We start from the raw sequence: 12,998 nt of genomic DNA, 5'->3' as shown, positions 1-12,998 counted from the left end.
CATCCTTTCTCTATAATAGAGGCACCCAGCCAAAAGAAGGAGCATGGAAAGATGAAAGAGTTGATTGAAGCAGCGAAACAAGCAAGGGAAATGGCTTATGTTCCCTATTCAAAATTTCGGGTGGGAGCGGCTGTATTGACCAAAGACGGAGAGATTATCCGGGGATGCAATGTGGAAAATGCTTCTTACGGATTGACGAACTGTGCTGAACGCACGGCCCTGTTTAAAGCGATTTCCGAAGGTTATCGCGAGTTTGCGGGGATTGCGGTCATCGCCGATACCGAGGGACCGGTTTCACCGTGCGGAGCATGCCGTCAGGTCATGGTTGAGTTATGCCCTCCCGATATGAAAGTATTTTTGTCCAACTTGAAAGGGGCGATTCAGGAAACGACGGTGGCCGATTTGCTGCCAGGAGCGTTTCAGAAAGGGGATTTAGATGCACAAGGATGATTTTCGTTCCGGATTTGTGGCGCTGATCGGGCGTCCAAACGTCGGAAAATCGACATTGATGAATCATTTAATCGGACAAAAAATCGCGATTATGTCAGATAAACCGCAAACGACGCGCAACAAGATCCATGGAGTTCTGACCAGAGAAGAAGGGCAGATTGTCTTTCTGGATACTCCGGGCATCCACAAACCCCGCTCCAAGCTGGGCGAATTCCTGGTACAAACAGCCCGGAATGCGTTGGATGAAGTCGATTTGATCCTGTTTCTGATCGATGCGGCAGAAGGAGAGGGGCCGGGCGACCGCTTTATCATGGAGAATTTGCAGGGAGTCGAAACGCCGGTCTTTCTGGTGGTCAACAAAATTGACCAGGTTCATCCGGATGATTTGCTGCCGCTCATCGACCGGTACCGCAACCAATTTTCGTTTGCCGAAGTGATTCCCATTTCCGCCCTCCAGGGCAATAATACATCGACACTGGTCGAGCAGATCTTTCGCTACTTGCCGGAGGGGCCGCAATATTACCCGGCTGACCAGATCACTGACCATCCCGAACGCTTCATCGTAGGCGAGTTGATTCGCGAGAAAGTGTTGGAACTGACCCGGGAGGAAGTGCCCCATTCGGTGGCGGTTGTGGTGGAAGAGATGAGCAAACGAGAGGAGAAAGACCTCATCGATGTGCGGGCCACCATCTACACGGAACGTCCGTCGCAAAAGGGAATCTTGATCGGCAAAAAAGGAGCACTGCTTAAAGAAGTGGGGAAACGGGCCCGGCTGGAGATTGAGCATTTGCTCGGAACCCGGATTTTTCTCGATTTGTGGGTCAAGGTAAAAAAAGACTGGCGCAATGAAGTGTTGATGCTGCGGCAGTTTGGTTATACGGAAGACGAGTGAACCGTACGGGAAATGATCATGACTTTTTCGATCCCGGAGGAATTCCCTGCGTGCCGAGTGTTGGACGCACACCGCCACCCGGCCCGTGAGAGCACGCAGGAACAACATCATGAGTGAAAGTCAATAACAGGGAGAATGCCAATTTTTCCATCTAATACTCCCCGCTGCTCTAGGTCATCCTAATGGTTGTAATGAGGCATAGAGAAAGGATGATGCTAGTTGCGAAATTTTGTCTGGAATTGTTTCCAAGTGACTGGCAGTATCGACGCTTACCTCTTGTTCAAGGAACTCCAAACACTGGAGGATGTTGCGGAAAGGGCGGAACAAGAGGAAGAAGGGGAGGAAAACTGCTGCTGAGAGGAAAGGGCGAATCTCATGTTGGTGAAAGTGGAAGGGATTGTCCTCAAAGCGAAAGATTACGGCGAAAGCCACCAAATTTTGACGCTGTTTACGAAAGAGCAGGGAAAACTGGCGGCGATGGCCCGCGGTTCCAAAAAAACAAAGAGTCGTTTCAGTGCAGTGACGGAGCCGTTTACAGAGGCGCAATTTGTCCTGTTTACGGGAGGGAGCGGGGTTGCCACCTTGTCGCAGGCCGATTCGCTCGATTCCCATCACCCGATTCGCTCCGATTTGCTGCTCACAGCCTATGGCGCCTATTGGCTTGATCTTTTGGATAAATGCACGGAAGAGAGAGAACCCCTGCCGCCGCTTCACCGATTGCTCAGCGCCCTGCTCAAACGTTTGGAAAAAGGAACCAATCCGGAGATTTTGACGCGGATTTTTGAACTCCGCATCTTGAAATTGGCCGGATATACGCCGGTATTGAATCATTGTGTCATCTGCCGCCGGGACCGCAGCCCTGTTCGCTTCAGTGTCCGTCAGGGCGGTTTTTTGTGTGAAGAATGCCAGGAACGCGATCCGGAGGCGATTCCGGTTTCAGCGGCAACGGGCAAAATTCTGCCGGTTTTGGAGCGCATCCCGGTGGAACGGTTGGGGGAAGTAAAGGTAAGACCGGAAACGGAAGCGCAATTGCAACAGATTGTCCGTTCCTTTATGCAGGAATATTTGCCGTTTCAGTCCAAATCCCTCAACTTGTTGGAACAGATTCGCGCAACTTGGATAAAATAAGCCAAACGATGGTTGACAAAGTCTGATTGATTTGCTATATCTGTAATTAACATTTTTTCAATATACAGCGCAATGAGAGAAAAGGAGTAACCAAAAGAGCCATGCATAGCGAGTCGGGGAGGGTGCAAGCCCGATCTTGGTGTTTGGTGAATGGCAGTTCTTGAGCGCGGATGAAGGTTTGAAGAAAAAGCGGGTCAGCACGCTGCATGCTGACCAAATAGGGTGGAACCGCGGGAGAACAACCTCTCGTCCCTATGGCATCGAATCGTGTCATAAGGGCGGGAGGTTTATTTAATTTGGGGAATTATTGGAGGTGGCTGCGATGAATATGCAAGAAATGATCAAGCGATTGCAAGATTTCTGGTCGGAACAGGGATGCATCCTCTGCCAGCCGTATGATGTGGAAAAAGGGGCAGGGACGTTAAACCCGATGACGTTTTTGCGCTCACTCGGCCCTGAACCGTGGAAAGCGGCCTATGTGGAGCCTTCGCGTCGCCCTGCTGACGGGCGTTACGGCGAGAATCCCAACCGCTTGTATCAGCACCATCAGTTCCAGGTGATTTTGAAACCGGCACCGGCCGACATTCAGGAAATTTATCTGAACAGTTTGCGCGCCCTGGGTGTGGACCCGTTGCAACATGACATCCGCTTCGTGGAAGACAACTGGGAAAACCCCACGTTTGGCGCGGCAGGCCTCGGTTGGGAAGTTTGGCTCGACGGGATGGAAGTGACGCAATTCACCTATTTCCAGCAAGTAGGGAGCCTGGATGTCGATCCTGTTTCGGTTGAATTGACATACGGGCTGGAGCGGTTGGCTTCCTATATCCAGGACAAAGAAAATGTGTTTGAATTGGAATGGGTTCCCGGAGTGCTGTACGGCGATGTATTCGGCCAGCCGGAATATGAGCATTCCAAATATACATTTGAAATTTCCGATCCGGATTGGCTGTTCCGGCAATTCGATGATTTTGAGCGGGAAGCCAAACGGGCATTGAGCGAAAACTTGGTATTTCCGGCTTATGATTTCGCTTTGAAATGTTCCCACACTTTTAACCTGCTGGATGCGCGCGGAGCGATCAGTGTGACGGAACGAACGGGCTACATCGGCCGCGTCCGCAATCTGGCACGCAAAATTGCCCGGGCGTACATCGAAGAGAGAGAAAAACTGGGCTTCCCATTGATGAACCGAAAGGGAGGGGAAGAGAATGAATAAGCGAGACCTGTTGGTGGAGATTGGTTGTGAGGAAATTCCCGCCCGCTTTGTCGGCGATGCAGTCAGGCAACTTGGCCAAAAGCTGGCCGATTGGCTCAATGAACAGAGGATCTCATATGAGACGTACCATACCTATGCCACACCGCGCCGCTTGGCTGTGCACGTTCACGGAGTGGCCGAACGGCAAGCAGATCTCTATGAAGAAGTAAAAGGGCCCGCCGAGCGGATTGCCAAAACCCCGGATGGAAGCTGGAGCAAAGCAGCGGAGGGGTTTGCGCGCAAACAGGGAGTGGCGGTCGACGACCTCGTGTTTAAAGAGATCAAGGGAGAAAATTATGTATTTGCCAAAGTGCACCATGAAGGGGCAGACACCGTACGCCAATTGCAGGAAGGGTTGCCGGAGGTGCTTCAAGCGTTGCATTTCCCCAAAACGATGCGCTGGCAGGGGCGTACCCGGTTTATCCGCCCGGTTCGCTGGTTGGTTTGCCTCTTCGATGACGCGGTTGTACCGGTTGAGTGGGCAGGGTTGACAGCCGGACGCAAGACGCGTGGACACCGCTTTTTGGGGCATGAGATTGAGATCACCCATGCGGCGGAATACGTGAATGCGTTGAAACAGCAATATGTGTTGGTTGACGCGACCGAACGGCGCGAGCTCATTTTGCAGCAACTGCGCCAATTGCAGGAACAACGGGGTTGGGTTATTCCGGTTGACCCCGGTCTGCTCGAGGAAGTCACTTATCTGGTGGAATACCCGACAGCGCTGTATGGAACGTTTAACGAAGAATTTTTGACGCTTCCCAAGGAAGTGCTGATCACCACCATGCGGGAACACCAGCGCTATTTTCCCGTCGAAGATGCGGACGGGCATTTGCTCCCTTATTTTGTGACGGTGCGCAACGGCGATGACCGTTATCTGCAAACAGTGGTCAAAGGGAACGAGAAGGTGCTCCGCGCCCGCTTGGCCGATGCGCGTTTCTTCTATGAAGAAGATTTGAAACAGCCGATCGGGCAAGCGGTTGCCAAACTGGAACAGATCGTTTACCAAGAGAATTTGGGCAGTGTCGGAGACCGGATTCGGCGGATGGCAAATCTTGCATCGGCCATCGGTGAGCGCTTGAACCTTGAGCAGAAAGAGTTGCAGCAATTAAGCCGTGCGGCCCAAATCGCCAAATTTGACCTGGCCACGCAAATGGTTGGAGAATTCCCCGAATTGGAAGGTTTCATGGGAAGAACGTATGCGCGGAAAGCAGGGGAAGAGGAGGCGGTTGCCGAAGCGATCTTTGAACATCACTTGCCCCGATTCGCCAGCGATAAACTGCCGCAAACAAAAATCGGAGGGATCCTGGCCCTTGCCGATAAACTGGATGCGATTTGTTCAAGCTTTGGCATCGGCATTCAGCCGACCGGTTCGCAGGATCCATACGGATTGCGGCGCAAAGCGGCAGGAATTGTGCAAATTTTGCTGTCTCCGGCATACCGTTCGTTGTCGTTGGATGAACTGTTGGAGCTTTCTCTGGAACAATTGGAGCAAGCAGGCCTGCTAAAACAGGATAGGGCTGGTGTGAAAAAGGATCTGACGGAGTTCTTTTCCCTGCGCATCAAAACGGTGCTTCAGGAAGAGGGAATCCGCTATGATGTCATCGATGCCGTCATTGCTTCCGGCATTTCCCATCCGGCAGAAGTGCTGGAAAAAGCCGGAGTGCTGATGGATCAGCTTTCGCGCGAATCGTTCAAACAGGAAGTTGAAGGGTTTACGCGCGTTGCCAATCTCGCAGCCAAAGCAGATGGCGCAGAATTGAACAAAGAGGCGCTCACGGAACCGGCAGAACAGGCTTTACTTCGGGCGTTTGAAGAAGCGGAAGCACTATGGGAGCGTGCGGCCGAGCAAAAGGATCCGGCGGCTCTCTACAGTGCGCTTGCCCATATGGTTCCGGAAATTCACCGCTTTTTTGATGAGATCATGGTAATGGTCGATGATCCGGCAGTCCGCTTTAACCGGTTGGCCCTGCTTGCCGGGATTATGCGGTTGACCAGGAGATTCGCTTCCTTTGAATATCTGGTATTTGCTTAAAACGATCAGCGCATGTCGTCCACGGGGATGATATGCGCTTTTCTTTTCAGAGGCCCGTCTGGACTATTTCCAGGGAAATCGTTATTCACAAAAACCGCTTGCAGTCAGTCGGGATTCATGTCATGGTAAAATTATCCCCTTCCTCTGCGTAGGGGCTTTTTTACGATCTAGTCAGGAAAGCGAGGCACCATGATGGGAGAGAAAAAGAAAAGCAAAAGCAAAAGCGAACTACATTTAAACAGTGCAGTTGAGGGAGAATTGCGCACATTTCTGCAAAAGTCTTTTCTGGAAGCAGCAAAGCTGTACCAAAGCCTGACCGGGAGGATTCCCTCTCTGGAAGAGTGGGAGCGCATGATTGCCCTGGGTTTCCAAGGGATGGAAGAAAAAGTGATCGCTGATTTGACCGGGTATCAGATCACGGAAGGAAAATTGAAGAAGAAAAAGCTGACGAAGCAGGCTGAATGGAGACCGGGCGATGTGGTGGCCATTCCACTGCTCGGGAAAAAAGTTTATGGTTATGGCATGATCGTTCGGGGCGGGAAACAGGATGAGGATTTATATTTGGAATATTACTCGTTATTCAGCAAAAAGAAATGGACGCTTACCGAGTTCAAAAACAAAGAGAAAACGATATTATGGACTCTTTGCACAGACCGGGCGCCTTTAGCCACACGAGAATGGAAAAGGGTCGGCCATGTTGCTTTTGATGAAAAAAGCTATCAGCTGCCTGATTTTTTTGGCTTTGATGAAACCTTTTTCGGAAACAGCAAGCTTTATTACATAAGCAAAGGGATAGCCAACAATCGCGAGGCCAGAGTTTACGGTGTGACCAGGGAAGAAGCGGAAGCTGTGAAAAACCCCGATGGCACACAGAGTGCAGAACAAATTGAAGAGTGGCTGTATGAAGCTTTTTTGGGGATGCAGCAGTGAATCCCGAATAACAGGAACCAATTTTATGATTGATTGATCCGTTGCAGGAATATCCCTGCAACGGATCAATGACGTTTAGTGTGGGGGAATAACAGGTTGCTCCTTTTCCGGCTGAGGGAAATCGCGGAAATGATGAAACGCCGGTTCCGTCTCCGCAAAGAAACGGGATTGATCTTCGGGAGAGACATAGCCTAACTGGATTCCCGTAGCTTTGGCGATAAAAGGATCAATCGTGCATAAATCCGATTTGGACAAGTCGGCGACAGCCGTTTTGCCCAACGATAGGATGACCAATTCCATTTCCCGGACCACGGCGTTCAGATACCGTACCAAGTTTCGTGCCGCCTGCTCGACATCCAGTTGATCCGTCTTTTTGCCTGTGTAAACGAGCAGGCTGGTTGGCGGTTCAAAGGGAAGTGCTTTTACCATTTGCTCGCTCGCCAGTGCCATTAAAGCCGCCGTTCCGATATAAACGCTGTCTGCGCCCAGGGCGAGTGCCTTCAACATTTGACCCGGAGTGACCAACCCTCCGGTGGCAATCAGGCTGATCTTGCGTGTGGCTCCTTTTCGCGCCAGGAAATCCGAAGCTCTGGTGATGGCGAAGAGAGTGGGCAAACCGACATCATCCTGCAACGTGGGAACTCCCCCATGCGTTCCCCCCTCCGCACCATCGATCGTGATAAAGTCGACTCCTGCCTCGACAGCAATCTGCAATTCTTTTTCCAAGTGATGCGTAGCGGCGATTTTCAAACCGACAGGTACACCGGTCTCCTCGCGCAACCTTCTCACCAGCCGGATGAAGTCTTCTTTGGAATTGACACCGGGTAGCCGTGAGTGGATTCGTGCATCTTCCCCCGGTCGCAAACCAAACACTTCCCTGTAATCTTCCCCGATATTATGCGCGGCGGTACGTTGCGGGGCCGAACCCTGAGCCCCCTGCCCCAACTGGATCTCCACCGCATCCAGAAGCTTGTATTTCTCGGGCTGGTTCATCCAACCGCCCCGATTGTACTGACCGATAAACAGATTGGCCGCTTCCCGTTCTTCTTTCATGAGTCCCGCTTCCCCTGAGTTGGTCGCTGTCCCGACCATAGTGGCTGCTTTGGCGAGCGCGATTTTGGCCGGTTTGCTCAGTGCTCCTCCAAACGACATGGCGGCGATCATGATCGGAATGGAGATAGTCATCGGTTTTTTGGCGCGGGGGCCGATGGTCACCGAAGTGTTGATTCCGACATTTTCAGGGGTGGGGAAGCGGAAGAGATGGACGGGATTAAACAGGATTTTCTCCCACGGGGACAAGTGTATCGGGCTGCCCAACGGACGGGAAACCGGAGTGCCCTGATTTGCCCTCATGGCGATTTCCATCAGATTGGTGACCCCCACTTTTGTCGTGGCGGGAACCATTTCAAACAGGTTTTCGATGTACTGATCCCGAATGGTCCGGAGAATCGCCTGATCGATTGTTTCGTTGATCGTGGCCCGAATCCATCGTTCAATGAATTTCAGCATGATCCGTATGCTCCTTGGGTCCCACGCGGTCGATCCCGTTTTTGAGGCTTTCCACCTTTTGTGCCATCGCCAGGCACATTTGCCTGATGGTCCCCAGCTGACGGGCCGCATGTTGCTCTTCCACGGCAATGTCGACCAACTCACGATGATCATAGTTGGTGAGTTTGCCGTAGTGTTCTTGTTCAATCGTGGCCAATGTTCCCGCCATCGTTTCAATGCGGTTCAGTTCAGAGTGTAGATAGGAAAGAGTGTGTTTTAAGTCTTGATTGCTTTTCATCATGTGTTTTACACCTGCCTGTATGATTGTAGGTTATTAGAGGGTGTGGGTTGATCGGGAATGATTTGTTTTGATAGCTTCCCTTGCGATCGGGATAAAATATCGCCGAGGCAGAATAAGAGCTGCGAACTTCTTTTGTTAGGATGATCGCAAAACAAAAATTCCATTCAAAGCAGGATGTGAAACGGGCTCTTTCTCCCGAAGAAAATTTACGGTGGTAATTCGCTCGTCGATTAGTATATACTATATGTGGATATCAAAATAAAAGTATGTCACAATTAACTACATCCCCGTGATCTGGAGGTGCGATTGAAATCGAACTTTCGAAACGTCAGGAAAAAATCCTTGAAATCGTAAAAGCGGAGGGGCCCATCACTGGTGAATCGATTGCTGAAAAGCTGAATCTGACCCGTGCAACCCTGCGACCGGATCTGGCGATCCTGACGATGGCCGGCTTATTGGAGGCGCGTCCGCGCGTTGGCTATTTTTATTCGGGAAAAACAGCAAATCAGTTGATGGGTGAACATGTTCGCAATCTCTACGTCAGAGATTACAAATCGATGCCGGTTGTTGTGCAGGAGGATACTTCTGTATACGACGCGATTTGCAGCATGTTCTTGGAAGATGTGGGTTCCCTTTACGTAATCAAAAAAGAAGGGCAGCTGGCGGGGGTCATTTCCAGAAAGGATTTGTTGCAGGCGGCCATGGGAAAACAGGATCTGCACACAATGCCGGTGGGGGTGGTCATGACCCGGATGCCCAACATCATCACCTGCCAGCCGGATGACACCCTGTTTGAAGCTGCACTGTCCATGATGCGGCACGAGGTGGATTCGCTGCCCGTGGTCAGACCCTTCGCCGACAGGCCCGGTGAATGGGAAGTAATCGGGCGCATCAGCAAAACAACACTGGTCAAAGTTTTTGTGGAACTCGGACAACCATAGAAACAAACCTGAAGGAGGGGAAACCCATTTTCATGAACAATCAACCCATTGTTTACGTCATCTCCGATTCGGTCGGGGAGACGGCTGAACTTGTTGTAAAAGCTGCTTCCAGCCAGTTTAGTTGCGGTGACATTGAAATTCGCCGTGTCCCCTATGCCACTGATCGCGAAACGATTATCGAGACAGTACAGGCAGCAAAAGAAGAACATGCGATGATCGCCTTTACCTTGGTTATTCATGAGCTGCGTCAGCTGCTGATTGAAGAGGCGGAGCGCAAGCAGGTGATCTATGTCGATATTATGGGCCCGATGCTGGAGGGAATGTCCCGTTTGTACCAGCTTACCCCGAAAATGGAACCGGGCTTGATTCATAAATTGGACGAAGAGTATTTCCGCAAGGTTGAAGCGATTGAGTTTGCCGTGAAATATGATGACGGAAAAGACCCGAGGGGACTTTTAAGTGCCGATGTTGTGCTGGTGGGGGTATCACGTACATCAAAGACGCCGCTGTCGATGTATTTGGCGCATAAACGATACAAAGTAGCCAATGTGCCCTTGGTTCCCGAGGTTGAACCGCCGGAGGAGTTGTATCGTGTGCCTGTTCACCGCCTGATCGGGTTAACGATCGATCCGAACCAGCTCAATAATATTCGCCGCGAACGGCTGAAAGCGCTCGGGCTCGCCTCCGGCGCCAATTATGCCAGCATGGAGCGGATTTTGTATGAACTGGAGTATTCCGAAAAGGTGATCCGCCGTCTGGGTTGCCCGATGATCGATGTTTCCAATAAAGCGGTTGAGGAAACGGCGAATATCATCCTGGATATCTTAAAAAGAGGAGGAAACAGGCATGCGTGAGAAATGGGTGGTTCATTTTCATGAAGGAAATGCGGGCATGAAGGATTTACTGGGAGGAAAAGGGGCCAATCTGGCGGAGATGACCCGGGCCGGCCTCCCGGTTCCTCCCGGGTTTACCATTACAACAGACGCCTGTCGCTTCTATATGAACAACGGGGGAATGTTGCCGGACGGTTTGTGGGAGCAAGTGAAGGAAGCCTTGCAACACCTGGAGAAGGAGAGCGGAAAAAGATTTGGGGATCCTGATTCACCGTTGCTCGTTTCCGTTCGCTCGGGGGCAAAATTCTCCATGCCCGGGATGATGGATACGATTTTAAACCTGGGGCTGAACGACCGTACCGTCGAAGGGCTGTCGAGTGCCACCGGTAATCCCCGCTTCGCTTACGATTGTTACCGCCGCTTTATTCAGATGTTTGGAGATGTCGTGCTGGAGATTCCCCATTATCTGTTTGAAAAGATCATCAATGAGCGGAAAGAGAAAGCCAAAGTTCAATATGATACGGAATTGGAGGCGGCCGACTGGAAAGAAGTGACGTCCCGATTTAAACAGCTGATTTTACGGCAAACGGGAAAGCGCTTTCCGGAAGATCCGATGGAGCAGTTGCGTCAGGCTGCCGAGGCCGTATTTAAATCATGGAATAATGCCCGGGCAAAGGTTTATCGCAAAATGAACAGGATTCCGGATACGCTGGGAACCGCCGTCAACGTTCAGATGATGGTGTTCGGCAATATGGGAGAGGATTCGGGAACTGGTGTGGCCTTTACACGAAATCCTTCTTCCGGGGACCGGGAGCTTTACGGCGAGTTTTTGCTTAACGCCCAGGGAGAAGATGTCGTGGCGGGAATTCGCACACCCCAGCCCATCCGCGTTTTGCAGGAGAAAATGCCGGAGATTGATCAAGAACTGAAGAGGATCTGCCAGGAACTGGAGCGATATTATCAGGACATGCAGGACATCGAATTTACCATTGAGCGGGGAAAACTGTATATTCTGCAAACCAGGGCCGGAAAGCGCACAGCGCAGGCTGCGGTGAAAATCGCCGTCGATCTGGCGTATGAGGGGATTATCGACCGGGATGAAGCGCTTCTCCGCATCGCACCGGAACAACTGGATCAAATGTTGCACCGCCGGATTGATCCCAATGCGCCCAAGGAGGTGCTGGCGAAAGGGCTTCCCGCTTCCCCCGGTGCGGCTTCCGGAAAAATCGTATTTGACGCGGATCAGGCAGAGCAGTTGGCAGGTAAAGGGGAAAAGGTGATCCTGGTTCGTCCGGAAACGACGCCGGAAGATATTCACGGGATTTTGGCGGCTCAGGGAATTCTGACGACACGGGGTGGAATGACCAGCCATGCTGCCGTGGTTGCCCGTGGCATGGGGAAAGCCTGTGTTTGCGGATTGGAACAATTAAAAATCGACCTGCGCCTGAAGGAAGCAGTGCTCGGGGAAATTCGGCTCAAGGAAGGCGATTTCATTTCCATCGATGGAAGCACGGGACAGGTGATTCGGGGAGAAGTTCCGCTGATCGATCCGGAGTTGTCCGCCGAATTCCGGGAGTTGTTAAATTGGGCTGATGAGCGGCGCGTTCTGGGCGTGAGAGCCAATGCGGACAATCCTGTCGACGCAGGGAAAGCGCGGCAGCTGGGTGCGGAAGGAATCGGTTTGTGCCGGACGGAGCACATGTTCATGGAGGCGGAACGGGTTCCGATCGTCCAGGAAATGATTTTGGCGGAGACGTTTGCCGAAAGGGAGCGGGCACTTGCCAAACTGCTTCCCATGCAGAAAGAAGATTTTAAAGGAATCTTTCGCGAAATGGACGGTTTGCCGGTAACAATCCGGTTGCTTGATCCCCCGTTGCATGAATTTTTGCCGAACAGTGAGGAATTGATCGTTGAACTGACCAAAATGCAAATGCAAGGCAGAGACAAGGAAGAAGAATACCTTGAAAAGGAAAAATTGCTGAAAAAAGTTCGGGCGCTCAGCGAATTTAATCCGATGCTCGGTCACCGCGGATGCCGTTTGGGGCTCACTCATCCGGAAATCTACGAAATGCAGGTAAAGGCAATATTCCTTGCCGCCGACGAATGTCGGAGGGAAGGAATTAACGTGATGCCGGAAATCATGATTCCGCTCGTCGGGCATGTGAACGAATTAAAACGGATGCGGGAGCTGGTCGAACGCGTGGCGGCGGAAACGGTAAAAGAGGGAGAAGCGATTTCCTATTCCGTCGGGACGATGATCGAAGTGCCGCGTGCTGCGCTGACAGCGGATGAGATCGCAACGGAAGCCGATTTCTTCTCGTTCGGCACCAACGATCTGACCCAGACGACATTTGGCTTCAGCCGTGATGATGCGGAAGGGAAATTTTTGCACGGGTATGTGGAAAATAAAATTCTGGCGGATAATCCTTTTGTCACGCTGGATCGGAAAGGCGTCGGCCAGTTGGTCCGCCTGGGCGTGGAAAAAGGGCGTTCGGTCAAACCGGAATTGAAAGTCGGCATTTGCGGGGAACACGGCGGGGAGAAAAACTCCATTCAATTTTGCCATGAAGCCGGCCTTCAGTATGTGAGCTGTTCGCCGTTCCGGGTGCCGCTCGCGCGGTTGGCAGCAGCACAAGCGGCAATATCCGTTAAAAAGGAACAAAAACAAAAAAATTGACAGAGATTCCCTTAAAATGCCCAGCCAGATCCTGGGCATTTTTTATTGAAATAATTCTTTGATCGAAGTAA

Annotated in this window: 12 protein-coding genes; 10 read left to right on the top strand and 2 right to left on the bottom strand. The window is 51.5% G+C overall.

Annotated elements, in window-relative coordinates:
* Positions 1-15: 15 nt before the first annotated feature.
* The 7 genes from JG50_RS0114010 to JG50_RS0113985 all read left to right on the top strand — a co-directional run bounded on the left by JG50_RS0114010 (position 16) and on the right by JG50_RS0113985 (position 6,687).
* The gene (locus JG50_RS0114010; protein WP_268745629.1) at positions 16-450 is read left to right on the top strand and encodes a cytidine deaminase; all 435 of its coding nucleotides are present in this window, start codon (positions 16-18) and stop codon (positions 448-450) included.
* Positions 437-1,342 (top strand): GTPase Era, encoded by a 906-nt coding sequence (gene era, locus JG50_RS0114005; RefSeq protein ID WP_033101727.1) that lies wholly within the window; start codon positions 437-439, stop codon positions 1,340-1,342. The genes JG50_RS0114010 and era overlap by 14 nt, the downstream gene beginning before the upstream one ends.
* 219 nt (positions 1,343-1,561) lie before the next feature.
* The gene (locus JG50_RS19450; protein WP_081943948.1) at positions 1,562-1,699 is read left to right on the top strand and encodes a YqzL family protein; all 138 of its coding nucleotides are present in this window, start codon (positions 1,562-1,564) and stop codon (positions 1,697-1,699) included.
* 18 nt (positions 1,700-1,717) lie between these two features.
* Positions 1,718-2,470, top strand: coding sequence for a DNA repair protein RecO (recO, locus tag JG50_RS0114000; protein ID WP_033101726.1), 753 nt, complete (start codon positions 1,718-1,720; stop codon positions 2,468-2,470).
* A gap of 322 nt (positions 2,471-2,792) precedes the next feature.
* Positions 2,793-3,683, top strand: a complete 891-nt coding sequence (glyQ, locus tag JG50_RS0113995; RefSeq protein WP_033101725.1) for a glycine--tRNA ligase subunit alpha — start codon at positions 2,793-2,795, stop codon at positions 3,681-3,683.
* Positions 3,676-5,757 (top strand): glycine--tRNA ligase subunit beta, encoded by a 2,082-nt coding sequence (gene glyS, locus JG50_RS0113990; RefSeq protein WP_033101724.1) that lies wholly within the window; start codon positions 3,676-3,678, stop codon positions 5,755-5,757. The genes glyQ and glyS overlap by 8 nt, the downstream gene beginning before the upstream one ends.
* Before the next feature lie 192 nt (positions 5,758-5,949).
* On the top strand, positions 5,950-6,687 hold the full coding sequence (locus tag JG50_RS0113985) for an Imm26 family immunity protein (RefSeq protein ID WP_160173886.1): 738 nt from the start codon (positions 5,950-5,952) through the stop codon (positions 6,685-6,687).
* A 75-nt stretch (positions 6,688-6,762) separates the two neighbouring features.
* Here JG50_RS0113985 and JG50_RS0113980 read toward each other — a convergent pair whose 3' ends face one another.
* Entirely contained in the window at positions 6,763-8,196 is a 1,434-nt protein-coding gene (locus tag JG50_RS0113980) for an FMN-binding glutamate synthase family protein (protein ID WP_033101817.1), read from the bottom strand.
* Positions 8,180-8,476, bottom strand: coding sequence for a hypothetical protein (locus JG50_RS0113975; protein WP_033101722.1), 297 nt, complete (start codon positions 8,474-8,476; stop codon positions 8,180-8,182). Before JG50_RS0113975 ends, JG50_RS0113980 begins: the two co-directional genes overlap by 17 nt.
* A gap of 305 nt (positions 8,477-8,781) precedes the next feature.
* On the opposite strand from JG50_RS0113975, the gene JG50_RS0113970 reads away from it, so the two are divergent.
* Genes JG50_RS0113970 through ppdK form a run of 3 tightly spaced genes read left to right on the top strand, consistent with a single transcriptional unit; the run spans position 8,782 to position 12,927 of the window.
* Positions 8,782-9,417 carry a helix-turn-helix transcriptional regulator gene (locus tag JG50_RS0113970; protein WP_033101721.1) on the top strand — a complete coding sequence of 212 codons (636 nt, stop codon included), beginning with the start codon at positions 8,782-8,784 and terminating at the stop codon, positions 9,415-9,417.
* A gap of 32 nt (positions 9,418-9,449) precedes the next feature.
* Positions 9,450-10,271, top strand: a complete 822-nt coding sequence (locus tag JG50_RS0113965; protein WP_033101720.1) for a pyruvate, water dikinase regulatory protein — start codon at positions 9,450-9,452, stop codon at positions 10,269-10,271.
* Positions 10,264-12,927 (top strand): pyruvate, phosphate dikinase, encoded by a 2,664-nt coding sequence (ppdK, locus tag JG50_RS0113960; protein ID WP_033101719.1) that lies wholly within the window; start codon positions 10,264-10,266, stop codon positions 12,925-12,927. The genes JG50_RS0113965 and ppdK overlap by 8 nt, the downstream gene beginning before the upstream one ends.
* Positions 12,928-12,998 lie beyond the last annotated feature (71 nt).

The sequence above is a fragment of the Thermoactinomyces daqus genome (genome assembly GCF_000763315.1).
GTDB classification, from domain to species: domain Bacteria; phylum Bacillota; class Bacilli; order Thermoactinomycetales; family Thermoactinomycetaceae; genus Thermoactinomyces_A; species Thermoactinomyces_A daqus.
This window is presented reverse-complemented; position numbering and strand designations above follow the sequence as displayed.

Coding starts and splice junctions, on each gene's coding strand:
- era (WP_033101727.1), top strand. CDS start 437: ATGCACAAGGATGATTTTCGTTCCGGATTTGTGGCGCTGATCGGGCGT.
- recO (WP_033101726.1), top strand. CDS start 1,718: ATGTTGGTGAAAGTGGAAGGGATTGTCCTCAAAGCGAAAGATTACGGC.
- glyQ (WP_033101725.1), top strand. CDS start 2,793: ATGAATATGCAAGAAATGATCAAGCGATTGCAAGATTTCTGGTCGGAA.
- glyS (WP_033101724.1), top strand. CDS start 3,676: ATGAATAAGCGAGACCTGTTGGTGGAGATTGGTTGTGAGGAAATTCCC.
- JG50_RS0113985 (WP_160173886.1), top strand. CDS start 5,950: ATGGGAGAGAAAAAGAAAAGCAAAAGCAAAAGCGAACTACATTTAAAC.
- JG50_RS0113980 (WP_033101817.1), bottom strand. CDS start 8,196: ATGCTGAAATTCATTGAACGATGGATTCGGGCCACGATCAACGAAACA.
- JG50_RS0113975 (WP_033101722.1), bottom strand. CDS start 8,476: ATGATGAAAAGCAATCAAGACTTAAAACACACTCTTTCCTATCTACAC.
- JG50_RS0113965 (WP_033101720.1), top strand. CDS start 9,450: ATGAACAATCAACCCATTGTTTACGTCATCTCCGATTCGGTCGGGGAG.
- ppdK (WP_033101719.1), top strand. CDS start 10,264: ATGCGTGAGAAATGGGTGGTTCATTTTCATGAAGGAAATGCGGGCATG.